This is a genomic window from Flavobacterium silvisoli (assembly GCF_004329815.1).
GTDB lineage: Bacteria > Bacteroidota > Bacteroidia > Flavobacteriales > Flavobacteriaceae > Flavobacterium > Flavobacterium silvisoli.
The window spans coordinates 14,757-41,155 of the sequence record NZ_SJPE01000016.1 but is presented as its reverse complement, the minus strand read 5'-3'; the positions used below and the strand labels follow the sequence as shown (position 1 = coordinate 41,155).

The window sequence follows — 26,399 nt, the reverse complement described above, 5'->3', positions numbered from 1 at the left end:
CACCAACCAAAAACCAACAACCAAAAACCAACAACCAAAAACCAACAACCAAAAACCAACAACCAAAAACCAACAACCAAAAACCAACAACCAAAAACCAACAACCAAAAAAAAAGAGCCCCCAAACAGGAAGCTCCTTCTAATTTATAGTATAGTAAAACAGTAAAATTTAACGTTTAATAAAGTACTTTTTTAGTCACTACAGCACCGGTTTCCGAAGTGATTTTCACCAACAATACCTGATTGGTTTTAGGCAAAGTAGCAAATCGGACTTGGGTAGCATTCACATGATTTTGAGTAGTAATCAAACGCCCGGTAACGTCATAAACAGCAACCGACTGCATAGGTACCTGACCCGAATTCACAAACAATCCGTCAGTATTTTTATAAACCACTACACTGTTTTCGCTGAAGGTTGGCACACCCAAAGTTTCCGAAGTAAAGCGCAGCACAAAACGATGCTCAAACTCCCCTACTTCACTGGCAAAAGTATAAGCCCCGGCTTTCAAATTATGAACTACGTTAAGCAATTGATCCTCCAGATAAATAGCCTGATCAGCAAACAACCCGTCAAAATCCGATAAGGTAATAGTATAAGTATTAGCCACTTTAGCTTTATACCCCAAGGCAAAAGTATCAGTCGGAGCAAAAGTTAATCCGCGCCCTTGAATGGTCAATTTGGTGTTGTCAACTTTTGAATAAAAAGTAACATCATTGCCATTATCCACCATTTCTCCGTCAAACAAACGATCCAATCCATCAGTTCCTCCTTCAATATAACCTACCAACACTTGTTTGTAAGCATCAGCCCCGTTATCTATATCCAACCATATACGGTGTTTTTCAAAAGTATTCCCGTTATCAGAAGTTGAACTGGTTGTGTGAGCCGAAGAAGTAGTACGATAGAAATTAGCATTAGTATTGGTCGCTCCACCGGTACGCATACTGTTTCTGAAGTAAGCAGTTCCAGAGGCCAGCGTTTTGGCAAAGAAGCCCTGACCGGCCGCAATATTGCCGTTGGGCGCATTGGTGTTTCCTGAACCTAAATTCCCGGAATAGTAAGTATTGACTCCTCCCAATACATTCCACACGGCGTAATCGCTGAACGTGTATTGGCCGGTGGTCATATTCAAATTCGTGTTATGCGACCAGAAATAAAGGGTTCCGCCAAGGAAATTGCCGTTCACATTAAAGCCCGGATCGGTGACCAAAGCCGTAGCATTGATAGCACTCGGGTACGGATTTCCAATCAGATTCAACTCACTGGCCGGATTGTGCACCACTGTAAGCGGAATAGTTCCGTTATTAGGCACACCACTGAATACTGCTGTAAAGTTGATAGGCAGTGCGGGTGAAACCGGATAAGTATTAGGCACTCGAATCAAATACCCTTTTCCGATACTCATAGTATTACCGGTAAAGATTTGTTGCCACGAAGGTATAGTCGGGTTATACTCAAAGAATCCGTCAGCAAAACTGTTGGGCGATAAATTCACCAAAGTCTGTCCGGCAACCGGGCTCGACCAATAAGTATAATCGTATTTAAAACAAGGAGTAGAATTTCTTTTGTAAATGATATTTCCGGTATTCGCAACATTATTGGTTTGCAATAAGCTGGCTCCATCATTAAAAGTAATAGACCCCGAAGAAACGGTCAATCCGTTCACCAACGACAAGTTGTGACCGCTGTTAAAGGTAACCGTAGCACCTGAAACCGTACAACTACAGCCCGACAAATTACCGGAAGAGTTATAGGTACCTGCTGCAAAAACCAAATTCTCAGTACCGTCATTAGCAGGCGGGCCGGCCGGTGTCCACAAACCACCACTAAATGTTTTGGTAACCACCGAAAAAGAAACTGAAGCAGTAACGAAGCACGTTGATACATTAGTTGCGGTAACAGTTACGGTAGCCGATACAGCTGTTTTGATATAAACTAAAGTAGTATTGGTTCCCGCAATATAAGGCGTTGAACCGGTAGCATCTGTAAACAAAGTATTAGCCGCACTCGATGTCCAGGTAAATGAATCTGCCACTCCTGTAACAGTTATTGGAACAACCGAGTTGGCACATATATTCCCTCCGGCCGTTGGTATAGTAGCCGTAGGTAAAGGATTTACCGTAACCTTCACATCATCACTAAGAGAAGTACATCCGTTTACGGTAGTTGTTACCGTATACGTTGTAGTACTGCTAGGTGTCGCAACAGGATTAGAAACAGCGGCACTGCTCAAACCTGTAGAAGGTGTCCAGGCATAAGTAGGAGTTGCATTTATTAAATAATACACCTTACCGTTAAAGGTTCTCGAGGCATTTACCCCACTAAATGAACCACACAATCCGGCACCGGTATTAATGGTCAAATCAGTATTTGAATAAGTATTAGAGCCAATGGTGTAAGAAGCATCATAATTGATGTAAATACCATAAGTAGTGGCAGCCGGTATCACAAGATTAGCCGTTGGCATATTAATCAACACTTTGGCCACCCCGTTTACAGAATAGGTACCTAACAATGTCCATGCGGCAGCATTCGTTTCACTGCCTACATAAGTACCTACTTTATAGTATACGTTAACACTCTGCAAACCGGTACTGTTAGGAACAATATCAAAAGCATTCAAGGTAATCGGACTAGGACCGGAAACTATATTAAACATATTTCCTCCTGTACAACCACTGCCTCCTACCTGAGTTGTCGCTAAAGAGCCGGTAGTAGAAACAGGTGCAATACTCAAATTAGTACTTTGTCCGGCACAGATGACAACATCCGCTCCGGCATTAGGTGTCGAAGGCACCGGTCTGACTACAAAAGAACTGCTGCTTGAACCGGATGCATCCGGCGTATTGACAACAATAGAGCCCGAAGTCGCAGAGGCCGGTAAAGTGGCAGTGATGGTGGTAGAATTAACTACCGTAAAAGCAGCCGCTACACCATTAAAAGTTACGGAACTGGCAGTGGTAAAATTAGTTCCGGTCAGAGTTACCGAAGGAGTACTGCCGGCACAGGCAAAAGTTGGACTGAAACTGGTAATAGTAGGCACATTAACACAAGTAATGTTGGCATCCCAACCCGAGTAAGTCAAAGAACCATCTGAAACAAATTTAAAGGTCAAACTACCTCCATTAGCAGCCGAAGAATAAAACGCCTGACCGGCAGCAATCTGAGTACCGCTGTATGTACCTAACAAAGTAGAAGACGTATTTGGACCATCGTAAATAGATAAAAAGTCGTAACCCGGTTCTGTATTGAAAGAGTTGAAAACCACTTTCAGGTTATTACCCGAAGCAGGTGAAAAAGTATAAGTATAAGTTTCACCGCTGGTATAAACACTGGAGAATCCGCCACTATCATAAAACTTGGCGTTACAGGTTGACTGTGATCCGTTAGACATATTAACAACCACCAAAGTAGAAGTAGTAAAAGTAGCCGAACCAATCCAGGCACTATAGTTGGTAGCATCACATTTCACACGTATCCAAAAATAATAGGTTTGACCCAAAGTCAGACCTGTAATGTTAGCCGACAAGGCACCGGTTACGGTACCCATTCCTACCGGATTAGAACCATCGGCAGGAGGAGCTACATTGGAAGTGCTTACATAATAATTATAAATAGTATTAGGAGTCATCGCGCTGTCTGACCAAACCAAAGTGGCAGAAGTGGCCGCAACGTTAATAGTGGTTAAAGCCGATGGTACGGAAACCGAACATGGAGGCACTGATATTACATTTAAAGTGTAATCCTCAAAAGCCTGCCAACTTCCGTTTCTGCACGGATCGGTCAGCGGACCAAAGTCAGTCCCCCCTATTCTCAAGCGGTGTGCACCAATGGTACTGGTCGAATCGGAATTTAAAACAGGAACAGCAAAACTACCGGTTACAGTAGCAGGAATAGTGCTGGCTGAATTTCCTTGATAAACAAGTTCGCCCGCATCAGCAAAATCACCGTCATTATTCCAGTCAACCCATATACTGGTATCGTAGGTATACCCCGTGCGGTAAGTAACGCTGAACGATTGAGTAGCTCCTGCATACACATTGGTACTGAAAGCTGTATAATTTCCATAATTAGTAACTTCAATTCCCGTGGTATTATTAATGGTACCCATAGTAACATTAGTAATACCCTGAGGATCCTGCGAATAAGCTGAACCATTAGGGGTACAGTAAGAAGGTGAAGTCGTAGCACAACTTATAGTATTCGAATTGGCGGCAACACAACCATTTCTGTATGCGCGGACGCGATAATAATAAGTAGTTGAATTGGCCAACCCGGTTATGGCATACGTAAGTACATTGTTCACATTTAAGTTACTATAACCGGCAACCATACTCGTAAAACCGGCATCGGTAGCCACATCAAGATAGTATCCTGTTGCATTAGCTCCTGCCGTCCAATTGGCGGTAAATCCGGTAGTTGTAATTCCCGTAGCGGCAGTCGCAGTAGCAACACCCGGTGTTACCGTTTCTATGGTGACGGTAGCCGATCCCTGATTCCCCCAACAACCGGCAGCCGATTGCGCTCTGAAATAATAAGTACCCGAAGCAGAAACCGATTGAGAAGTTGATGCTGTAGCTGTACTGGTTCCGTTAGAAGTAGTACCCTGCCAATAAATGGTTCCGCTACTTCCGTTAGAAGCATTTAAAGTAGCCGAACCGCAGTAGGAACCACCACCGGTTACCGATACACCCGTAGGTGAAGGGTTAACGGTCACACCTCCGGAAACGGCACTGCTAACCGAACTGCTGCAAGGCGCTCCGTTAGAAACCACACAGTAATAATATTTAGTTCCGAAAACAGTTGGAGGAGTATAGGTTGAAGAAGTGGCTCCACTAATAGGAGTTCCTGTTGTATTGTTATTCGCCGCGTTGGAATACCATTGGTAAGTAAGCGAACCTCCGGTTGCCGCTACAGACAACGCGGTAGCAGTATCACTTATACACAACGATTGAGAAGCTGTAGAAGGCTGTGCGGTAATCACCACCGGCGCATCCACCACTATAGCTCCTGATACCGCACTGGTAGCCGAACAACCCGTAGTATTAGAAACCACTACATAATAATATAAAGTACCTTGCGTGGTAGTAAGCGGTGTATAAGTGTTAGTGGTAGCCGAAGTATTATTAGTAGCCACCAAAGTCCCGCCCGAAGTACTGGCGGTAGTATTGCTGTACCATTCGTATTTACTGATGGTACCTCCCCCATTATTAGCCGTTACCGAAAGTGCTGTAGCCGAACCGTTCAAACAAATGTTTTGCGTGGCGGCAGACGGACCGGCACTAAACGAAGGTGTAGCGTCAATAGTATAATTGGTTGGAGCACTTATAGCTCCTGACGGTAGCGTTACAACAACAGGCCCCGTACCCGTAGTACCTGCCCCGGGTGTAACCGTAATAACAGTTGCTGTATTGGAAACTATAGAAGCCGCAGTACCGTTTATGGTAACTGCAGTAGCTCCTGATAAATTAGCCCCGTTAATAACCAAATTGGCATTCAAACACCCATTGGCCGCTCCTAAACCGGTTATGGATGCTGCACCTACAGAACTCACCGTTATATCAAAACCTGTACTGGCAACTGTTAGCGCAGACGCAGAGGTAGTAGTTACAAACTTCACAGTAATATACCCGCTGATATGGCTAGAGGTCACTTGAGTACCATTGGCTACAGAAGTAACACCGTTCAACCCCGTAAAAGGAGTTGCCCCTGTAGTATCACCATCATAAACGGTAATATTGGTATTCGGACTTAAAGCGTCTATTACAAATGAATTGAAAACAAATTTAACTCTCTCTCCTATTGTGGCTGGAGCAAAATGTATTATTTGAGTTTGAGATTTATTATAATTATCATATAACCCACCCTGATCGTAAAAATTCAATGTACCGTTACCCGATGCAGGAACAGTAACCGGATTACAAGTAATAGTAGAAGTGGCTGCTCCCCAAGCAGAAACCACAATTTTATTATCAGCCGCTATTGTCGAGGTACAGGCCATATCATCTACATAGAGAGTACCACCGCCAACAGTAATTGTAATTCTAAACTTAACACTGGCTGCACCGCCAAAACCGGTAATGCTCGCCAACTGATAAGTTGATGTTGCCGAATATGTTGAAGAGGTAGAAGTTGCAAAATTATCTGTTGACCACTCTACAGTAAAAGTATCAGTAGTAGTGGACTTGTACCAAAAACTAAAAGTTCCCGGATTAGACATAGCAGGTGTGGTAGCAGTATTTCCAACCGTATTTCCAAAAACCAAAACATTCAAACCGCTTCTAGCTTGAGATGAACTAGTAGTTGGAGTTACAGCTCCTGAACCAAATGTCCAACCATCTGTTGTTGTCATCGTACCCTTAGACGCAGCAGGTCTAAAGCTCTCAAAATATTGATACGGCCCAATACACTGGGCGGTCGTACCGGTAGTAAAACCCAAGGTCAACACCAACAGCAGTGTGGCTATAAGTTGGGTTGATTTCGGGCTTAAATGTTCAAACAAATTACTCGGGGGAGGAAGTAAAGTTTTTTTCATAATGGTTGTTTTTCGGTATTCTCTTTTATAGTATAAGGAACAAGCATCCCTGCAAATTCCCCAGTGGTTAAGACGTTAAATTTACATCTTATACACATTCATTTAACAGTGTCATATCAAAAAACACAAGCTTTTCGATAAAACGTAAAAAGTCACGACCAACACTACACCCATTCAGGCAATCGGTCGGCTGCACACAACAATACGTAGGTAAATTATCACAGATTTGGGGAGATCTCAGTCAATAACTCACTAAAAATAGTATTTTTTTACTATTTCGGTTCGCTAAATTAACAATTTATCAATAGTTTACAATAAATGTTAATAAAATGTTACTTCTTTTACACCATTCCTTACGTATTTCTCGAAAATCAGTTAAGGTAGCACTAAAAAAGTTCTTACATCTTTCAAATCAAACATATCACATTCATTTTTAACAACTTACAAAATAAAAACAACACCCCACTTATTGTCATTCCAACAAAGGAGGAATCACACAACCCAAAGTACCCCACTATTGTCATTCCGACAAAGGAGGAATCACACAACCCAAATCACAACCTTCTTATTGTCATTCCGACAAAGGAGGAATCACACAACCCAAAATACCCCACTATTGTCATCCAAACAAAAAGCCATCCTTAACCGTCACTTCTAGTGTCCGCCCATGGCGGATGTATCGAGAAGCCATCCCCAAAAAAAAAACACCCTCCCAATAAACCGTCACTTCGAGTGATTTCCCTCTGCAAAGCAGAGGAAAATCGTATCGAGAAGCCACCCCAAAAAAAAAACACCCCCAACAAACCGTCACTTCGAGTGATTTTCCTCTGCAAAGCAGAGGAAAATCGTATCGAGAAGCCACCCCAAAAAAAAACAACCCCCAACAAACCGTCACTTCGAGTGATGTTCCTCCGCAAAGCGGAGGAATATTGTATCGAGAAGCCGTCCCAAAAACAAAAAACCCCTTCCTCAAAAGAGAAAGGGGTTCCTATAAGGTGTATACTGTTACGCTTGTCCGGCAGGGCCAAAATTCAACGGCACCTGAGGCTGCTCAGTATCTTTAATTTCACCGTGGGTCAACTCATACCGGTGGATGTTTTCGCCTAAGGCTTTCAAAAATCGCTTGGCATGTTGAGGCGTCAATACAATTCTCGATTTTACTTTAGCTTTGGGCACACCCGGCATAAGGGTTACAAAATCTACGACAAATTCAGAAGCCGAATGATTAATGATGGCCAAATTAGAATAAATTCCTTCGGCTACTTTCTCATCAAGCTCTATGTTGATTTGTCCTTGTTGATTAGCATCACTCATGATTAATAAATGTATTCTTCTTTGTTAGCCATGATTTCGTTGTAGTCGTCTCTCGACCCTACAATCGTGTGATCGTAATCTCTCATACCCGTTCCGGCAGGAATACGGTGTCCAACGATAACGTTTTCTTTCAATCCTTCCAAAGTATCAACTTTACCGGCTACTGCGGCTTCGTTCAATACCTTAGTAGTTTCCTGGAACGACGCAGCCGAAATGAACGATTTGGTTTGTAACGAAGCTCGGGTAATACCTTGTAGTACCGGAGTGGCCGTGGCCGTAATGACATCACGGGCTACCACCAAATTCTTATCGTTGCGTTTCAACAACGAGTTCTCATCTCTCAACTCACGCGGCGATACGATCTGACCCGGTTTCAATACTTCCGAATCTCCGGCATCTTCCACCACTTTCATTCCGTATAATTTATCGTTTTCTTCAATAAAGTCAGCGGTGTGTACCAATTGCTCTTCCAGGAATAAAGTATCTCCCGGATCTTCAATTTGTACTTTACGCATCATTTGACGAATTACTACTTCAAAGTGCTTGTCATTGATTTTTACCCCTTGCAAACGGTACACCTCTTGAATTTCATTTACCAAATACTGTTGTACAGCCGATGGCCCTTGAATTCTTAAGATATCTTCCGGAGTAATAGCTCCGTCAGACAACGGCATACCCGCTTTCACGAAGTCGTTTTCCTGTACCAGAATTTGACTCGACAATTTCACTAAGTATTTCTTAACCTCACCAAATTTAGATTCGATGACAATCTCACGGTTACCGCGTTTGATTTTTCCGAAAGAAACTACTCCGTCAATTTCAGAAACTACCGCAGGGTTCGAAGGATTACGAGCCTCTAACAACTCCGTAATTCTTGGTAAACCTCCGGTAATATCACCCGCTTTAGAAGAACGACGCGGAATTTTCACCAAGATTTTACCGGCCTTGATTTTCTCGCCATCCTCTACCATAAGGTGAGCGCCAACCGGTAAGTTGTATGAACGGATTAACTCACCGTCTTTACCGTATACCAATAAGGTTGGGATTAATTTTTTATTTCTTCCTTCCGAAATTACTTTTTCCTGGAATCCGGTTTGCTCGTCAATTTCCACTTGGAACGATTGTCCTTGCTCTAAATCTTCGTAAGCAATTTTTCCGGTAAACTCAGAAACGATAACCCCGTTATACGGATCCCATTTACAAATGGTCGCTCCTTTTTCTACTACGTCACCGTCTTTCACATTGATTACGGAACCGTAAGGAATGTTGTGCGTGCTCAACAATATACCGGTTTTCACATCTACCAATTTCAATTCGGTAGAACGCGAAACTACAATATCAACTTTGTTGCCTTCTCCGTCTTCTCCTACTACGGTTTTCAAATCTTCAATTTCCAGTTTTCCGCCAAATCTTGCGATAATGCTTGATTCTTCAGAAACACCACCGGCAACCCCTCCAACGTGGAACGTACGTAGGGTCAACTGTGTACCCGGCTCCCCAATAGACTGCGCTGCGATTACTCCGACAGCTTCCCCTTTTTGAGTCATTTTTCCGGTAGCTAAGTTTCTTCCGTAACATTTAGCACAGATACCTTTCTTAGCCTCACAGGTCAATGGCGAACGAACCTCTACTTTTTCAACCGGAGATTCTTCTATCGCTTTCACAACAGCTTCTGTGATTTGTTCTCCCGAGTGAACTAAAACTTCATTATTCAGCGGGTTGATGACATCATGCAACGCCACACGTCCTAAGATGCGTTCTCCAAGAGTTTCAACGATTTCTTCGTTTTTCTTCAAAGCCGAAACTTCAATTCCTCTTAACGTACCACAATCTACAGAGTTTACAATTACGTCCTGAGAAACGTCGTGCAAACGACGGGTCAGGTAACCCGCATCAGCCGTTTTCAAAGCGGTATCCGCTAATCCTTTACGCGCCCCGTGGGTAGAGATAAAGTACTCTAAGATCGAAAGTCCTTCTTTAAAGTTCGAAAGAATCGGGTTTTCAATAATTTCACCACCTCCGGCAGTTGATTTTTTAGGCTTAGCCATCAAACCACGCATACCGGTCAACTGACGAATCTGCTCTTTAGATCCACGAGCTCCTGAGTCAAGCATCATGTATACCGAGTTGAACCCTTGTTGGTCTTCACGGATATTTTTCATGGCCAACTCCGTCAACTGCGCATTAGCAGAAGTCCAGATGTCAATCACTTGGTTATAACGTTCGTTGTTGGTGATAAGACCCATGTTATAGTTCATCGAAATTCCGTCAACCTGCTCACGGGCGTCAGCAATCAATTGTGATTTTTGATCCGGAATTTTGATATCTCCTAACGAGAAGGACAATCCGCCTTTGAAAGCGAATTTATATCCCATATCTTTCATGTTGTCAAGGAAAGCAGCCGTGGTAGGAACATCAGTTACTGCCAGGATTTTTCCAATGATATCACGCAACGATTTTTTAGTCAATACTTCATTGATGTAACCGGCTGCTTCAGGTACTACTTCGTTAAAAAGTATTCTTCCGGCAGTGGTTTGGATAATTTTATACACCAATTCACCGTTTTCGTTAAAATCTTTAGCTCTGATTTTAACACGGGCATTCAACTCTACTCGGCCTTCGTTCAAAGCGATATTACACTCTTCAGCAGAATAGAACGTCAAGCCTTCACCCAAAATTTTGTGCTCAGGAGTCGACAATCTTTCTTTGGTCATGTAGTACAGACCCAAAACCATGTCCTGAGAAGGTACGGTAATTGGAGCACCATTAGCCGGGTTCAGGATATTGTGAGAAGCCAACATCAACAATTGAGCTTCCAAAATAGCTTCCGGTCCAAGCGGTAAGTGTACCGCCATCTGGTCACCGTCGAAATCCGCGTTAAACGCCGTACATACTAACGGGTGCAACTGAATCGCTTTTCCTTCAATCAATTTAGGCTGGAACGCTTGGATTCCCAAACGGTGCAACGTAGGAGCACGGTTCAACAGTACTGGGTGTCCTTTGATTACATTCTCCAGGATATCCCATACTACAGGCTCTTTTTTATCGATGATTTTCTTAGCCGATTTTACGGTTTTAACAATACCTCTTTCGATTAATTTTCGAATAACGAATGGTTTGTATAGTTCAGCCGCCATGTCTTTTGGCAAACCACATTCAAACAATTTCATTTCAGGTCCGACAACAATTACCGAACGGGCAGAATAATCTACACGTTTACCCAATAAGTTTTGACGGAAACGACCTTGTTTTCCTTTCAAGGAATCCGAAAGTGATTTCAACGGACGGTTAGATTCGGTTTTAACCGCAGAAGCTTTACGCGTGTTATCAAATAAGGAATCTACTGATTCTTGTAACATACGTTTTTCGTTTCTCAAGATTACCTCAGGAGCTTTAATCTCCATCAATCGTTTCAAACGGTTGTTACGGATGATAACTCTTCGGTATAAATCGTTCAAATCCGAAGTCGCAAAACGACCACCGTCAAGCGGCACCAACGGACGCAATTCAGGCGGGATTACCGGAATCACTTTCAAAATCATCCACTCCGGACGATTCTCGCGGTTCAGGTTTGCCTCGCGGAACGATTCTACTACTTGTAATCGTTTTAACGCTTCTGTTTTTCTTTGCTTAGACGTTTCGTTGTTAGCACTGTGACGCAACTCGTAAGACAAAGCATCTAAATCGGTACGGGCTAACAAATCCATAATACACTCAGCACCCATTTTGGCGATGAATTTATTCGGATCTGAATCATCCAAATATTGATTTTCCATCGGAAGGCTATCCAAAATGTTCAGATATTCTTCTTCGGTTAAAAAGTCTAATTTTTGCAACGATTCACCATCGGCATTTTTGGCAATACCGGCTTGGATTACTACGTATCGTTCGTAGTAAATAATCATGTCTAATTTCTTAGACGGCAATCCAAGGATATACCCTATTTTGTTGGGTAAAGAACGGAAGTACCAGATGTGGGCAATAGGCACCACCAAGTTGATGTGTCCTACACGGTCACGACGTACTTTTTTCTCGGTCACTTCAACACCACAACGGTCACAAACGATTCCTTTATAACGGATTCTTTTGTATTTACCACAAGCACATTCGAAATCCTTTACAGGTCCGAAGATACGCTCACAAAAAAGACCGTCACGCTCCGGTTTGTGGGTTCTGTAGTTGATAGTTTCGGGCTTTAACACCTCACCTCTTGACTCAGCCAAGATCGATTCAGGAGAAGCCAATCCTATCGAAATTCTGTCAAATCTTTTGATAGTATTTTTAGTATCTTTATTTCTATTCATCATAGTCGTAAACTTTAAAGTTGTTGGTTGTTGGTTATTGGTTGTTAGTCTGAGAAGAAATCCATCAACTACCAACCAACACCTATCAACTATATTATTCTTCTAATCTGATGTCTAATCCAAGACCTTTCAATTCATGCATCAATACATTGAATGATTCTGGTAATCCTGGCTCCGGCATAGTTTCTCCCTTAACGATAGCTTCGTAAGTTTTGGCTCTACCGATTACGTCATCCGATTTAACAGTCAAAATTTCTCTAAGCGTACTTGATGCTCCATAAGCCTCAAGTGCCCAAACCTCCATTTCTCCGAAACGCTGACCTCCAAACTGAGCTTTACCTCCTAATGGCTGTTGCGTAATCAACGAGTATGGACCTATAGAACGTGCGTGCATTTTGTCGTCTACCATGTGTCCTAATTTCAACATGTAGATAACCCCTACCGTTGCCGGTTGGTGGAAACGCTCTCCGGTACCTCCGTCATACAAATATGTATGACCAAAACGAGGAATGCCGGCTTCATCAGTCAATGCATTGATTTGATCCAGAGTGGCTCCGTCAAAAATTGGAGTGGCATATTTTCTGCCTAATTTTTGTCCGGCCCATCCTAAAACAGTTTCATAAATCTGACCGATGTTCATACGGGAAGGTACCCCTAGCGGATTCAATACAATATCTACCGGTGTTCCGTCTTCTAAGAACGGCATGTCTTCATCACGAACAATTCGGGCAACAATACCCTTGTTACCGTGACGTCCCGCCATCTTATCCCCTACTTTCAATTTACGTTTCTTAGCGATATATACTTTCGCCAATTTCAAAATTCCGGCCGGTAATTCGTCTCCGACAGTAATCGTGAATTTCTCTCTTCGTAATGCTCCTTGTAAATCGTTTAATTTGATTTTGTAGTTGTGGATTAAGTCGTTTACCAATCGGTTGGTCTCTTCATCAGCTACCCATTGTCCTTTGGTTAAGTGTGCAAAATCCTCAACAGCCTGAAGCATTTTCTTAGTGTATTTTTTTCCTTTCGGTAACACTTCTTCACCCAAATCGTTCATCACACCTTGCGATGTTTTACCGTCTACAATCACAAATAATTTTTCAATTAATTTGTCTTTCAACTCAACGAATTTGGTTTCGAACTCCATTTCCAAAGACGTCAAATCGTCTTTATCTTTGGTACGTTTCTTTTTATCTTTTACCGCTCTCGCGAATAATTTTTTATCCAAAACCACACCGTGTAACGATGGAGAAGCTTTCAACGATGCATCTTTCACATCACCGGCTTTATCCCCGAAGATAGCTCTTAATAGTTTTTCTTCCGGCGTAGGATCTGATTCTCCTTTTGGTGTAATTTTTCCAATCAAAATGTCGCCCGGTTTTACCTCGGCTCCGATTCTGATCATACCGTTTTCGTCCAAATCTTTGGTAGCTTCTTCCGAAACATTCGGGATATCATTAGTCAACTCTTCGTTTCCTAATTTTGTATCTCTTACCTCCAAAGAATAATCATCAACGTGGATAGACGTAAAAATATCGTCACGAACTACTTTTTCAGAAATTACAATCGCATCCTCAAAGTTGTACCCTTTCCAAGGCATGAACGCTACTTTCAGGTTTCTACCCAAAGCCAGCTCTCCGTTTTGTGTTGCATATCCTTCACAAAGTACTTGTCCTAATTTCACTCTGTCCCCTTTTCTAACGATTGGTTTCAGATTGATAGAAGTACTTTGATTCGTTTTTCTGAATTTAATCAAGTTATACGTTTTCTCATCCGGGTCAAAACTTACCATTCTTTCCTCTTCAGTTCTGTCGTACTTGATAGTAATCATGTTGGCGTCAACGTACTCTACAGTACCATTGCCTTCCGCATTGATTAATACTCTTGAGTCAGAAGCTACTTGGCGCTCTAGTCCGGTTCCTACGATTGGAGCTTCAGGACGTAATAGTGGTACGGCCTGACGCATCATGTTCGATCCCATCAACGCACGGTTCGCGTCATCGTGCTCCAGGAACGGAATCAACGATGCCGAAATCGAAGCAATCTGGTTCGGTGCCACGTCGGTGTAGTGAACCTGATTCGGGTCAACAACCGGGAAATCTCCTTCTTCACGAACAATAACCTTGTCTGAGGTGATTTTTCCTTTGTCGTCCATATCAATGTTCGCCTGCGCGATCATTTTACCTTCTTCTTCTTCCGCACTTAAATAAATAGGCTCAGAAACCAAATCAACCGTTCCGTTTTTCACTTCGCGGTAAGGGGTTTCAATGAATCCCATGCCGTTTACTTTCGCATAAACACCCAGTGACGAAATCAAACCGATGTTAGGTCCCTCTGGCGTTTCAATCGGACATAAACGACCGTAGTGGGTATAGTGAACGTCACGCACCTCGAAACCGGCTCTCTCTCTCGAAAGACCTCCTGGTCCAAGGGCAGACAATCTTCTTTTGTGGGTAATCTCAGCCAATGGATTGGTTTGATCCATAAACTGTGATAACTGGTTCGTACCGAAGAACGAGTTGATTACTGAGGACAAGGTTTTTGCATTGATCAAATCGATTGGCGTAAACACCTCGTTATCTCTAACGTTCATTCTTTCACGGATGGTACGGGCCATACGGGCTAAACCTACACCGAACTGTTGTGATAATTGCTCCCCAACAGTACGTACACGACGGTTAGACAAGTGATCGATATCATCAATCTCTGCTTTAGAGTTGATCAATTCGATTAGATATTTAACAATAGTGATGATATCTTCTTTGGTCAAGACTTGCTTTTCCATCGGGATATCCAGGTTCAGTTTTTTGTTCATACGGTAACGACCAACTTCTCCTAAGTTGTAACGTTGGTCCGAGAAGAACAATTTATCAATAATACCACGAGCCGTTTCCTCATCAGGCGGTTCTGCATTACGCAACTGACGGTAAATGTGCTCTACGGCTTCTTTTTCTGAGTTAGTAGGGTCTTTTTGTAGCGTGTTGTGGATAATGGCGTAATCCGCTTGGTTGTTATCCTCTTTGTGCAACAAAATCGATTTTACATTCGAATCGATGATTTCTTCAACGTTATCTTTATCGATAATGGTATCACGATCCAATATAATCTCGTTACGCTCAATAGAAACTACCTCTCCGGTATCCTCGTCCACGAAATCTTCGTGCCAAGTGTTCAATACTCTCGCGGCTAGTTTTCTACCGATGTATTTTTTAAGACCGGTTTTAGATACTTTGATTTCTTCTGCAAGATCAAAGATCTCAAGAATGTCCTTATCTCTTTCAAATCCGATAGCACGGAAAAGAGTGGTCACCGGTAATTTTTTCTTTCTGTCGATATACGCGTACATCACGCTGTTGATATCGGTGGCAAATTCAATCCATGATCCTTTGAAAGGAATAACGCGGGCAGAATATAACTTGGTTCCGTTAGCATGGAAAGACTGTCCGAAGAATACCCCTGGCGAACGGTGTAACTGAGATACTACCACACGCTCTGCACCATTGATAACAAAGGTACCGCTTGGTGTCATGTAAGGGATAGTTCCAAGATAAACATCCTGTACAATCGTTTCAAAATCTTCGTGCTCCGGGTCTGTACAATACAATTTCAGTCTTGCCTTAAGAGGCACACTGTACGTTAAACCTCTTTCGATACACTCCTGTATGGTGTAACGCGGCGGGTCAACAAAATAATCTAGGAACTCTAATACAAATTGGTTTCTTGTATCAGTAATTGGAAAGTTTTCCATGAAGGTGTTATACAATCCTTCGTTGCCTCTTTCATCCGACTTGGTTTCCAATTGGAAGAAGTCTTTAAACGATTTTACCTGCACATCCAAAAAGTCAGGATAGTGAGGAATGTTCTTGGTAGAGGCAAAATTCAATCTTTCAGTCTGATTTGTTATCATCAATGGACAAAATTTTGATTTTAAAAAAGTAATTTTTTTTGTGCAGCAGCACATGTTGTAAGCTATACTTTCCTTATTTTGATAACCCTTACATCTTTAAAAACAAACCAGGAAAACAGTTCGTTTTTTTCTTCGTACGGATTAAAAGTTTTCGCATGTAAACTATAATTTTATTATACGAAAAATGGTTTAGGCCCTTGGACGCTTCGTCCAAGGCCTAAACCTAGTTCTAAAACCGGTGTTGGATTATTTTAACTCAACAACAGCTCCAGCTTCTTCTAAAGATTTTTTCAAACCTTCAGCTTCTGCTTTAGAAACTCCTTCTTTGATGTTTGCAGGAGCACCATCAACAATATCTTTTGCTTCTTTCAAGCCAAGACCTGTTAATTCTTTAACAGCTTTAACTACTGCTAATTTAGAAGCACCAGCATCTTTCAATACTACAGTGAATTCTGTTTGCTCTTCAGCAGCTCCACCGTCTCCGGCTCCACCGGCAGCAACTACTACAGCTGCAGCAGCTGGTTCGATACCGTACTCATCTTTTAATATTGTAGCTAAATCATTAACTTCTTTTACTGTCAAGTTAACTAATTGTTCTGCGAATTGTTTCAAATCTGCCATTTTTTCTATCGTTTAAAATGTTCTTTAATTTATTATTTTTTTAGTCTGCTCTTCTTATTCTGCCGCTTCGCCTTTTTGTTCAGCATTGTTCAACAAAGCTGAAATAATACGTTGTGCAGGTGATTGAAGTAATCCGATGATTTCACCGATAACTTCTTCTTTAGATTTAAGCGATGCTAAGCTGTCTAACAAGTTATCTCCAATGTAGATTTCTTGGTTGATGTAAGCCCCTTTGAAAACAGGTTTGTCTGATTTCTTTCTAAAGTCTTTGATGATTTTTGCCGGTGCGTTAGCCACGTCAGCAATAAATACAGAGGAGTTACCTTTTAAAACAGTTGGTAAATCTCCGTAATCGTTAGCAGAAGCTTCCATTGCTTTTTCAAGCAAAGTGTTTTTAACAACCTCTAATTTGATTCCGGCTTTGAAACAAGCTCTTCTTAAATTGGAAGTAGTCTCTGCATCTAATCCTGAAGTATCTGCAATGTAGATAATATTAGTCTCAGCCAACTTTGCAGTTAAATCTTCTATCGCGATTGATTTTTCTTCTCTTGTCATAATAAAATGTGTTTAACTACCAATTATACCGCTTTAGGATCTAAAGCAATAGCAGGACTCATAGTGCTTGACAAGTGGATAGACTTGATGTAAGTACCTTTGGCTGCAGTTGGTTTTAATTTAACTAATGTTTGAATAATTTCGTGAGCGTTATCTACAATTTTGTCTGCATCAAAAGAAATTCTTCCGATACCGGCATGTACGATACCTGTTTTATCCACTTTAAAGTCGATTTTACCCGCTTTCACTTCAGCAACAGCTTTTCCTATCTCCATAGTTACTGTTCCTGTCTTAGGGTTTGGCATTAAGCCTCTAGGACCTAACACACGTCCTAAAGGACCTAATTTACCCATGATAGCCGGCATAGTGATGATTACATCCACATCTGTCCAACCATCTTTAATTTTTTGAAGGTAATCATCCAATCCTACGTAATCAGCACCGGCAGCTTTAGCCTCTGCTTCTTTGTCCGGAGTAACCAAAGCCAAAACTTTAGTATCTTTACCGGTTCCGTGAGGAAGGGTTACAACACCTCTTACCATTTGATTTGCTTTTCTCGGATCAACTCCTAAACGAACAGCAATATCTACTGACTCATCAAATTTTGCTGAAGCAACTGTTTTCAATAAAGATGAAGCATCTTTTAACGAATACAATTTGTTCTTCTCAATCTTTGCAGCAGCCTCTTTTTGTTTTTTTGTCAATTTTGCCATGTCTTACGCTTGTTTTAACGGAGAATCTCCGGTTACAGTTAATCCCATTGATCTAGCTGTTCCAGCAACCATGCTCATAGCAGATTCTAAAGTGAATGCATTTAAATCAGGCATTTTGTCCTCAGCAATCGTTTTAATTTGGTCCCAGCTTACGCTGCCCACTTTACGACGATTTGGCTCTCCGGAACCGGATTTAATTTTAGCAGCATCCATTAACTGAACTGCGGCAGGTGGAGTTTTCACGACAAAATCAAACGATTTGTCTTTGTACACGGTAATTTGTACCGGTAACACTTTGCCGGGTTGATCCTGAGTTCTGGCATTAAATTGCTTACAGAATTCCATGATGTTAACCCCAGCAGCTCCCAAAGCAGGTCCAACCGGTGGCGACGGGTTCGCAGCACCTCCCTTAACTTGTAGTTTAACTACTTTACTAATTTCTTTAGCCATTGTTTAAAAATTTTGCATCTCTCAATTGGAAGCGATTGACGCGTGTTATAATATATGTAACAAAAAATTATACTTTTTCAACTTGCATAAAGCTCAATTCCAATGGCGTCTTTCTTCCGAAAATTTTCACCATCACTTCCAGCTTACGCTTTTCTTCATTAATTTTTTCAATAGTTCCGTTGAAACCGTTGAAAGGACCATCCACCACTTTAATGGTTTCCCCAATGTTGAAGGGTATATTTTGAGTGTCGGTATTCACCGATAATTCATCTACTTTACCCAGCATTCTGTTTACCTCAGACAAACGCAAAGGCACCGGATCGCCACCTTTAACCTCACCTAAAAACCCAATCACTCCGGTAATTGATTTAATAATATGTGGTATCTCTCCAATCAAATTAGCCTCTATCATGACATAGCCCGGAAAGTATACTTTATCCTTAGCTATCTTCTTACCGTCTCTTACCTGTACCACCTTTTCAGTTGGAACCAATACTTGAGAAATGTAATCAGACATTCCTAATCGGTTGATTTCGGTTTCGATATAAGCCTTGACTTTATTTTCCTGTCCGCTTACAGCTCTAACCACATACCATTTCTTCACATTATTATCAGCCATGCTTGGGAAATTATGATTTTATTAAATTAAAAATTCCTGCAATCGCTTTGGCACAAAGCTCATCAACACCCCATGTAGCTAAAGCAAAAACCACTGAAAACACAGCCACAACTATAGTGAACTTTTGCACTTCAGCCCATTCCGGCCAAGTCACATTTGATTTTAATTCCTCAAATGATTCTGATATATAGGTAACAATTTTTGCCATTGTAAATATTTTTATTTGCACGGGCGGAGGGATTCGAACCCCCATCAACGGTTTTGGAGACCGCTATTCTACCCTTGAACTACGCCCGTTTCTATAAAAACCAGCAGAGCAACCCATAGGCTCTCTGCTGGAATTCTATTGGATTTAAATTTATTCTAAAATTTCAGTTACCTGACCAGCTCCAACAGTTCTACCACCTTCACGGATAGCAAAACGCAAACCTACGTTCATAGCGATTGGGCTCAACAAAGCAACTTCAATAGTTAAGTTATCACCTGGCATTACCATCTCTACACCTGCTGGTAAAGTAATAACTCCGGTTACGTCAGTAGTACGTACATAGAACTGTGGACGGTAGTTATTGTGGAATGGCGTGTGACGACCACCTTCTTCTTTTTTCAAGATATAAACCTCAGCTTTGAATTTAGAGTGTGGCTTAACTGATCCTGGCTTGATGATAACCATACCTCTTTTGATATCAGCTTTATCAATACCTCTTAACAATAAACCTACGTTATCTCCAGCCTCACCTCTGTCAAGGATTTTACGGAACATCTCAACTCCTGTAATAGTAGAAGTCAATTTCTCAGCCCCCATACCGATGATTTCAACTGGATCTCCTGTATTAGCAACTCCGGTTTCGATACGACCTGTAGCAACAGTTCCACGACCTGTAATAGTAAATACATCTTCAACTGGCATCAAGAATGGCTTAGCATTGTCACGTACCGGCTCTTCAATCCAGTTGTCAACAGCTTCCATCAATTCGATGATTTTAGGAACCCATACAGGGTCGTTGTTCAATCCTCCTAAAGCTGAACCTTGGATTACAGGACCATTATCTCCGTCGTACTCATAGAAAGACAACAAGTCTCTGATTTCCATCTCAACTAATTCTAATAATTCCGCATCATCAACCATATCCACTTTGTTCATGAATACAACGATTCTTGGAATACCTACCTGACGCCCTAAAAGGATGTGCTCACGAGTTTGTGGCATTGGTCCGTCAGTAGCAGCTACTACTAAGATAGCACCGTCCATTTGAGCAGCACCGGTAACCATGTTCTTAACGTAATCCGCGTGACCCGGACAGTCAACGTGTGCGTAGTGACGGTTAGCAGTTTCGTACTCTACGTGTGATGTATTGATAGTAATACCTCTTTCTTTTTCTTCTGGAGCATTATCAATTTGATCAAATGATTTTGCTTGACAGTAACCTGCATCAGATAACACTTTAGTGATCGCAGCAGTTAATGTAGTTTTTCCGTGATCCACGTGCCCAATTGTACCAATATTAAGGTGTGGCTTGTTACGATTAAAATTTTCTTTTGCCATTTTAATTGATTTTAAACTTAGTTATATATTTATTAGTGTTCAAATTTTACAATTTTGAGCCAACTACGGGATTTGAACCCGTGACCTCTTCCTTACCAAGGAAGCACTCTACCCCTGAGCTAAGTCGGCAAGGTCAGCAAAGTTTTACCTTCACTGTTTTTTTTAAAATTACAAGCTGGCTTGCAATTCCAACAAGGCAAAGCCTCATCACGTCTTTCAACCAATTAATCCGAAACAAATATTCAAATCAATCATAAAAGCCTGTGGGGAGAGCAGGATTCGAACCTGCGAAGACTTAGTCAGCGGATTTACAGTCCGCCCTCGTTGGCCGCTTGAGTATCTCCCCAACTTTTTTTATCTCAATACCTGAGGTTGAGCCGGCGGAGGGATTCGAACCCACGACCTGCTGATTACAAATCAGCTGCTCTAGCCAACTGAGCTACGCTGGCATATACAATAAAAAAAGTCCGCTATTTCTAACGGACTGCAAATGTATGGATTTTATCTTTTAATCAAAACATTTTTAGAAAAATTTTTATCTTATATGTGGGTTCTGATTTTTTCCTTTCTTTTGACCAATAATCGCTCGAGTGATTCTGACGACAACTCCACTGCTTCCTCAAATGTTTTACATTGTTTCTTTACCATAAAATCATCTCCCGGAACGAGAATTTTAACCTCTACCACTTTATTTTCTTTCTCACTTGTTTTTTCTACCTTCAAAAAAACATCTGACGAAACTACTTTGTCGTAATATTTTTCGAGTTTACCTAATCGTTCCTGAATGAAATCTACCAGCTTTCTGTCGACAGTGAAATTTACTGCATGAACATTTACCTTCATAATCAAATTTTTATTGGTTAAACATTGTCGAATTATTGTTGGTTTCGCGGATGAGCACTACCGTAAACTTTTTTAAGTTCTGCTAAACTGCTGTGCGTGTAGACTTGGGTAGAGGCCAAACTGGAATGCCCCAATAATTCTTTAACTGAATTTATATCGGCCCCATGGTTGAGCAAATGGGTCGCAAACGTATGCCGTAGGATATGCGGACTCCTTTTTACCTTCTCTGAGACATTACTAAAGTAATCATTTATTAAACGATATACAAACGAATTGCTCAATTTAACGCCTTTTAACAGTAGAAAAAAATGCTCCGAATCCGTAATGCTTTGTAATTGTGCTCGTTCGGATAAATACTTTTTGATCTGCTGAGCAACAACCGGCAAGATCGGAATAATCCGCTCCTTATTCCGTTTTCCTAAAACCTTCAGGGTATTGGCAGACAAATCAACATGTTGAACTTTCAGACCAATCAGCTCCGCTCTTCGGATTCCGGCAGTGTAAAACAAATCAATAATCAGTTTATTGCGAATACCGTCAAAATCATCCGTAAACTGAAGCTGGTTCAACACCAAATCAAGCTCCTGCTCCGAAAACGGAATCTGAAGCTTTTTAGGCGACTTCAGGGCTTTATGCTTCAACAACGGACTGGAGTCAATTTGTTTCGTTTTCAGCAAAAATGTATAAAATGATTTTAAAGAAGATATTTTCCGGTTAATGGAAGCGTTAGACAGTCCGTCATCAGAAAGCGAAACAATCCAGGCGCGAATCTGACTGTAAGCAACCCGAACCAAATCGCTGTCATCAAATTCAGCAGCCAAAAACGACTCAAAAAAACCAAGGTCGTTCAAATAGGCTTCTACGGTATGCCGGGAATAGTGCTTCTCCGACAACAAATAATCTCCAAACTTATGTTTCAAATTGTCCATAAAAAAACCGCGAGTCCCAAAGTTACTAAACTTTACTGACTCGCGGTAGTATCTTGACAAGGATTTTATCTATCCTTCCAAACTATCTCTTAAGGTTTGAATATAAGCAGCTTTTTGAATTTGCGCTCTTCTCACTACAGAAGGCTTAGTAAACGCCTGACGCGCTCTAAGTTGTCTTACAGTTCCGGTTTTATCGAATTTTCTCTTGTAGCGCTTTAATGCTCTATCAATGTTCTCTCCGTCTTTAATAGGTATAATCAACATAATTTAGACACCTCCTCTCATTTAGTGGGCGCAAAGGTAATTTTTTTTTTGAATTAAAAAGGATAAATAAAAAATATTTTCAAAACCCACCAGTCAATCAGTCCATCATCTATCCGTCTATCATCTATAAATCTGCAATCAACAATCAACAATCTGCAATCTGCAATCAACAATCTGCAATCTGCCATCTACTTAACCGCCGGCTGATAACTTTGCTTATCAATAATCATCTTAGACAAAATCTCTCTCAAAATCTCAGAAGTTCCGCCACCTATAGGTCCTAAACGACTGTCTCGTAACAAACGGGCCAAAGGATATTCTTCCATATAACCATAACCACCCAACATTTGCAGACAACTGTAAATAGCTTCATCCGCCACTTTGGTCGATTTTAATTTGGCCATCGTAGCTTCTTTCACCACATACTCGCCTTTATTCAAACGATCAACCGCAGCATAATTAAACACCTTACAGTGCTCCACCTCTGTAGCATGGTCTACCATGGTATGGCGCAGCGCCTGAAACTTATTGATTTTGGTCCCAAAGGCCTCACGTTGCGACATATAATCAATGGTGTACTCAAGAGCATATTCAGCTCTGGCGTGTGCGTTGACAGCCATAACGAGTCGCTCAAGAGCAAAGTGTTGCATGATATAAGGAAATCCTTTTCCTTCTTCTCCCATTAAGTTATCTAAAGGAATTACAACATTGTCAAACGAAATTTCGGCAGTATCAGAAGCTCTCCATCCTAATTTATCCAGTTTGGTGGCCGAAATGCCGGGAGTCTGGGTGTCAACCAAAAAAATGCTGATGCCTTTGTTTCCCAGTTCCGGACTGGTTTTGGCAGCTACCACATAGTAATCAGCATAAACGCCATTGGTAATAAAAGTTTTAGACCCATTGATCACATAACTGTTCCCTTGCTTGACAGCAGTGGTGCGCATACCGGCCACATCACTCCCCCCGAAAGGCTCTGTGATGCACAACGCCCCTATCTTGTCTCCCGAAATACTGGGAGCTAAATAGTTTTGCTTAATGCGCTCGTCGCCCTCGGCATTCAAATGCGTCATAGCCAAATAAGCATGTGCCCACATCGCCGCAGCAAAACCGGATGATTTAATTTTCTGAAGTTCCTCTAAAAACACTACCGTGTAAAACAAATCCAAATTCATTCCTCCGTAAGCTTCCGGATAGGCAATCCCGAAGAAACCCATATCGCCAAACTTTTTCCAAATAAAGCGCTCTATAGTTCCTGTTTTTTCCCATTTTTCAATGTGCGGCACCACCTCCTGTTGCAAAAAATTGCGCAAACTCTCTCTGAATAAATTGTGTTCTTCTGTAAAATATGAATTCATATAAATAGGGCTGTTTTTTAGAATTCCAAATATAAGGCAATTATTTGGATCTGATCAACAGGAAATCCTTTAATTTTTGGCAAATCCTCTACCGTAATACTGCCGTGCATCGTCCTGTAAATGACCAGTTCTTTGGCCAAAGCATAACGAAAAAAAGGAGATTGTGACAGCTCTTTTACCGAAGCCGTATTGATATTTATTTTCTTGAGTTGGGGTGTCGACTGAACAGCAAAGCGGCGATTGAGTTGCTCGAGCACTTCGGGCGATAACCCCCATACATCCTGCAACTGCTCCATCGAAACAAAACTCCCCAGTTTCTCCCGTTGTTCCAAAATGCGATCCGAAATCTTATCTCCTATACCGTATAGCTTCATCAACTCTTCTTTGGTGGCCTTATTGATGTCGAGTACTATCGTTTTTTCATTCTTAGAGGCATGGGCTTGGACAAAAGCAGCCGGGTAGGTTTTACGATGAGTAACCCAGTCCGGAAATTTAAAAAAAGGCGAGAGGGTCTTGAGCAAAGAATCAGACACCCCGGTAACCGTCTGAAATTCGGCAGCCGAATTCACAAACTTGTTTTGTTTCCGATAAGCCAGCAACCGATCAATTTCAGCAGTCGACATCCCGAGCTTGTAACCTTTAAAATCGGTGATATAATTGGGATTGAACGGGTAAATGACCGGTGTAACAGAGCGGCTTTGTACTTTCAAAGAATCAATTTCTTTTTGCTCAGCCAGCCAGGTTGCCGCTGCTTTATTTGAATTCGTTTCCGTCTTGAAATCAACAAAAAAATAGACACCCTGTAAAATTAGGATGAGTACAAAAAGCAATACCAAGCCCAGTCGTTGGCTTTTGGTGTACTGTAAAACGGTTTGCAGTAATGAGGGTGTGGCAGACAAGATTACAAATCAAAAACAGAAGTGCGTTTGCTCCGGATCAAGTCTTTCAACTTAATCCAAAAGGCTAAAGTAAGATACACACCAAACCCTAAACCGGCCGTCACAAAAGTGATGTAAATAAAAAACAAACGCACATTCGAAGCTCTCATGCCCAATTTATCTGCCAAACGCGAAGAAACGTGAAAACCGTGTTTTTCAAAGAAATATTTTAATCGTATAACCGGCGACATAAATTAAGATTTTAAAAGTTGAATTCCGATAGCACATTGCAAACACTGCCGTTGATGGCAATATTCGTTTTTCAATTGCAGTAAGGATTGTGTTTCAAAAGCATTTTTGGCTTTGACACCAAAAGTAGCAAACTTTTCAATAATGCTGTTCTTTTCAGGAGCAATAGTTTGCATGAGCGCGAAGGTTGCTTCCGCAACTTCTTTACCCAGACTTTTGGCATAGGCAAATTGAAGCGGAACAATCGTATTACAAATCAATAAGTCAATAAACGACTTAGAAAGGCATTTCTGTTTTTTCAGACTCACTTGGTCAAACTGATAATGGTTTTGCCAATACTCCGATACCGAAACGTCAAATAAGTCGTAAAATTCCTCTCGGGTTTTGGCCGCTGTGATGTTGGCAAATAAATGATCCTGACGATGATACAACATGGCCAGTTGCGCCAAACGAATGGTCGGAAAATTATCAGGCCGGTGCCGAAAAAATTGAGCCGTCTCATAAGGAACCGCCTGCAGTTGATGCTTCTGACAGAGGTAAGCATAGCGCCTGTTCAAATCCCGGGCATAAACATCCTCGGCTTCAGCAACCAATAAATGAAGCTGCCCCAAAAAAAGGGCTTCCAGATTTTCAACTTCAAACCGTTCTTTTCGCAGTACCGAAAAGGGTATCGATTCTGCCATCTTTAGAAACAAGTCTCCGTTGGTATTCAACCCGAAATTCTTGGCCATCAGACAGAACAAAACGGCCTCCCAGTCATACTGCATTTGCTCCAAAAGACGCTGTATCGAAACTGATTTGCGCTCCAGACGCTCCACAAACAACCGCTCTTTCCAATGTTGCATCACAAAAGCATCCACCGACCGGAGTTGGCTTTCACAATAAATCCATGTCTTCGGAATCATAAGCGACTGATAACTCCTGAGACTTTCTTCAGACACATAGTGTTTGAGCTCCAGAACCGGAATTTCTGTGTTGTCTTTTCTGAAAACAGGCATATCGTGTTCCCAAACTACGTGCAGGATTACATTGTCATAATTGAAATCCTTTTCATGCTGATGCAAATACCAATCCGAAGATTTCACATGCATTTCAATATTACCCGCCCATTTTTGATCATCCAAGATAATCTGGGCGTTAAAAAAATCGGGCCCCGATTGTTTCAAATAATGACCGCAATAGGCAATAGTCAGCAATTCTCCCGAAACCGTGACTAGGTTGGAAAAGTCAAACTTCTTATATTGCCAGACATAATGAAGGAAATCTTCTTTCACAAAGGGTAATTTTACCTCTAAAGTAAGAAATTTACTTTTATA

The 26,399-nt window shown here is 41.5% G+C and carries 18 protein-coding genes and 4 tRNA genes; all 22 read right to left on the bottom strand.

Annotated elements, in window-relative coordinates:
- Window positions 1–176: 176 nt before the first annotated feature.
- Window positions 177–6,536 carry a T9SS sorting signal type C domain-containing protein gene (locus EZL74_RS11470; RefSeq protein ID WP_131476763.1) on the bottom strand — a complete coding sequence of 2,120 codons (6,360 nt, stop codon included), beginning with the start codon at window positions 6,534–6,536 and terminating at the stop codon, window positions 177–179.
- Between the two features lie 1,005 nt (window positions 6,537–7,541).
- Window positions 7,542–7,850: a DUF3467 domain-containing protein gene (locus tag EZL74_RS11465; RefSeq protein ID WP_131476762.1), complete on the bottom strand. Its 309-nt coding sequence runs from the start codon at window positions 7,848–7,850 to the stop codon at window positions 7,542–7,544.
- A 2-nt stretch (window positions 7,851–7,852) separates the two neighbouring features.
- The gene (rpoC, locus tag EZL74_RS11460; protein WP_131476761.1) at window positions 7,853–12,157 is read right to left on the bottom strand and encodes a DNA-directed RNA polymerase subunit beta'; all 4,305 of its coding nucleotides are present in this window, start codon (window positions 12,155–12,157) and stop codon (window positions 7,853–7,855) included.
- A 91-nt stretch (window positions 12,158–12,248) separates the two neighbouring features.
- Complete coding sequence (gene rpoB, locus EZL74_RS11455; protein WP_131476760.1) at window positions 12,249–16,061, bottom strand: DNA-directed RNA polymerase subunit beta; 3,813 nt, start codon at window positions 16,059–16,061, stop codon at window positions 12,249–12,251.
- Window positions 16,062–16,307: 246 nt separating this feature from the next.
- Window positions 16,308–16,682, bottom strand: coding sequence for a 50S ribosomal protein L7/L12 (rplL, locus tag EZL74_RS11450; RefSeq protein ID WP_131476759.1), 375 nt, complete (start codon window positions 16,680–16,682; stop codon window positions 16,308–16,310).
- Between the two features lie 54 nt (window positions 16,683–16,736).
- Window positions 16,737–17,237 (bottom strand): 50S ribosomal protein L10, encoded by a 501-nt coding sequence (gene rplJ / locus EZL74_RS11445; protein WP_131476758.1) that lies wholly within the window; start codon window positions 17,235–17,237, stop codon window positions 16,737–16,739.
- Window positions 17,238–17,260: 23 nt separating this feature from the next.
- Entirely contained in the window at window positions 17,261–17,950 is a 690-nt protein-coding gene (gene rplA, locus EZL74_RS11440; RefSeq protein WP_131476757.1) for a 50S ribosomal protein L1, read from the bottom strand.
- Window positions 17,951–17,953: 3 nt separating this feature from the next.
- Window positions 17,954–18,400, bottom strand: a complete 447-nt coding sequence (rplK, locus tag EZL74_RS11435) for a 50S ribosomal protein L11 (protein WP_131476756.1) — start codon at window positions 18,398–18,400, stop codon at window positions 17,954–17,956.
- Between the two features lie 67 nt (window positions 18,401–18,467).
- Window positions 18,468–19,019, bottom strand: a complete 552-nt coding sequence (gene nusG / locus EZL74_RS11430) for a transcription termination/antitermination protein NusG (RefSeq protein WP_131476755.1) — start codon at window positions 19,017–19,019, stop codon at window positions 18,468–18,470.
- A 10-nt stretch (window positions 19,020–19,029) separates the two neighbouring features.
- Window positions 19,030–19,227 carry a preprotein translocase subunit SecE gene (secE, locus tag EZL74_RS11425; RefSeq protein ID WP_131476754.1) on the bottom strand — a complete coding sequence of 66 codons (198 nt, stop codon included), beginning with the start codon at window positions 19,225–19,227 and terminating at the stop codon, window positions 19,030–19,032.
- A gap of 18 nt (window positions 19,228–19,245) precedes the next feature.
- Window positions 19,246–19,316, bottom strand: a tRNA-Trp gene (locus EZL74_RS11420).
- A 61-nt stretch (window positions 19,317–19,377) separates the two neighbouring features.
- Window positions 19,378–20,565: an elongation factor Tu gene (gene tuf / locus EZL74_RS11415; protein ID WP_131476753.1), complete on the bottom strand. Its 1,188-nt coding sequence runs from the start codon at window positions 20,563–20,565 to the stop codon at window positions 19,378–19,380.
- A 57-nt stretch (window positions 20,566–20,622) separates the two neighbouring features.
- A tRNA-Thr gene (locus EZL74_RS11410) sits at window positions 20,623–20,694 on the bottom strand.
- A 135-nt stretch (window positions 20,695–20,829) separates the two neighbouring features.
- A tRNA-Tyr gene (locus EZL74_RS11405) sits at window positions 20,830–20,911 on the bottom strand.
- A 29-nt stretch (window positions 20,912–20,940) separates the two neighbouring features.
- A tRNA-Thr gene (locus EZL74_RS11400) sits at window positions 20,941–21,014 on the bottom strand.
- Window positions 21,015–21,105: 91 nt separating this feature from the next.
- Window positions 21,106–21,408 (bottom strand): ribosome hibernation-promoting factor, HPF/YfiA family, encoded by a 303-nt coding sequence (gene hpf, locus EZL74_RS11395; RefSeq protein WP_131476752.1) that lies wholly within the window; start codon window positions 21,406–21,408, stop codon window positions 21,106–21,108.
- 32 nt (window positions 21,409–21,440) lie between these two features.
- The gene (locus EZL74_RS11390) at window positions 21,441–22,337 is read right to left on the bottom strand and encodes a tyrosine-type recombinase/integrase (RefSeq protein WP_131476768.1); all 897 of its coding nucleotides are present in this window, start codon (window positions 22,335–22,337) and stop codon (window positions 21,441–21,443) included.
- Window positions 22,338–22,406: 69 nt separating this feature from the next.
- Window positions 22,407–22,601 carry a 30S ribosomal protein S21 gene (gene rpsU / locus EZL74_RS11385; RefSeq protein ID WP_131476751.1) on the bottom strand — a complete coding sequence of 65 codons (195 nt, stop codon included), beginning with the start codon at window positions 22,599–22,601 and terminating at the stop codon, window positions 22,407–22,409.
- Between the two features lie 188 nt (window positions 22,602–22,789).
- Window positions 22,790–23,956, bottom strand: coding sequence for an acyl-CoA dehydrogenase family protein (locus tag EZL74_RS11380; RefSeq protein WP_131476750.1), 1,167 nt, complete (start codon window positions 23,954–23,956; stop codon window positions 22,790–22,792).
- A gap of 17 nt (window positions 23,957–23,973) precedes the next feature.
- Window positions 23,974–24,855: a ComEA family DNA-binding protein gene (locus EZL74_RS11375; RefSeq protein ID WP_240034592.1), complete on the bottom strand. Its 882-nt coding sequence runs from the start codon at window positions 24,853–24,855 to the stop codon at window positions 23,974–23,976.
- Between the two features lie 2 nt (window positions 24,856–24,857).
- Window positions 24,858–25,085 carry a PspC domain-containing protein gene (locus tag EZL74_RS11370; protein ID WP_131476749.1) on the bottom strand — a complete coding sequence of 76 codons (228 nt, stop codon included), beginning with the start codon at window positions 25,083–25,085 and terminating at the stop codon, window positions 24,858–24,860.
- A gap of 3 nt (window positions 25,086–25,088) precedes the next feature.
- On the bottom strand, window positions 25,089–26,357 hold the full coding sequence (locus tag EZL74_RS11365) for a DUF2851 family protein (protein WP_131476748.1): 1,269 nt from the start codon (window positions 26,355–26,357) through the stop codon (window positions 25,089–25,091).
- Between the last annotated feature and the right edge of the window lie 42 nt (window positions 26,358–26,399).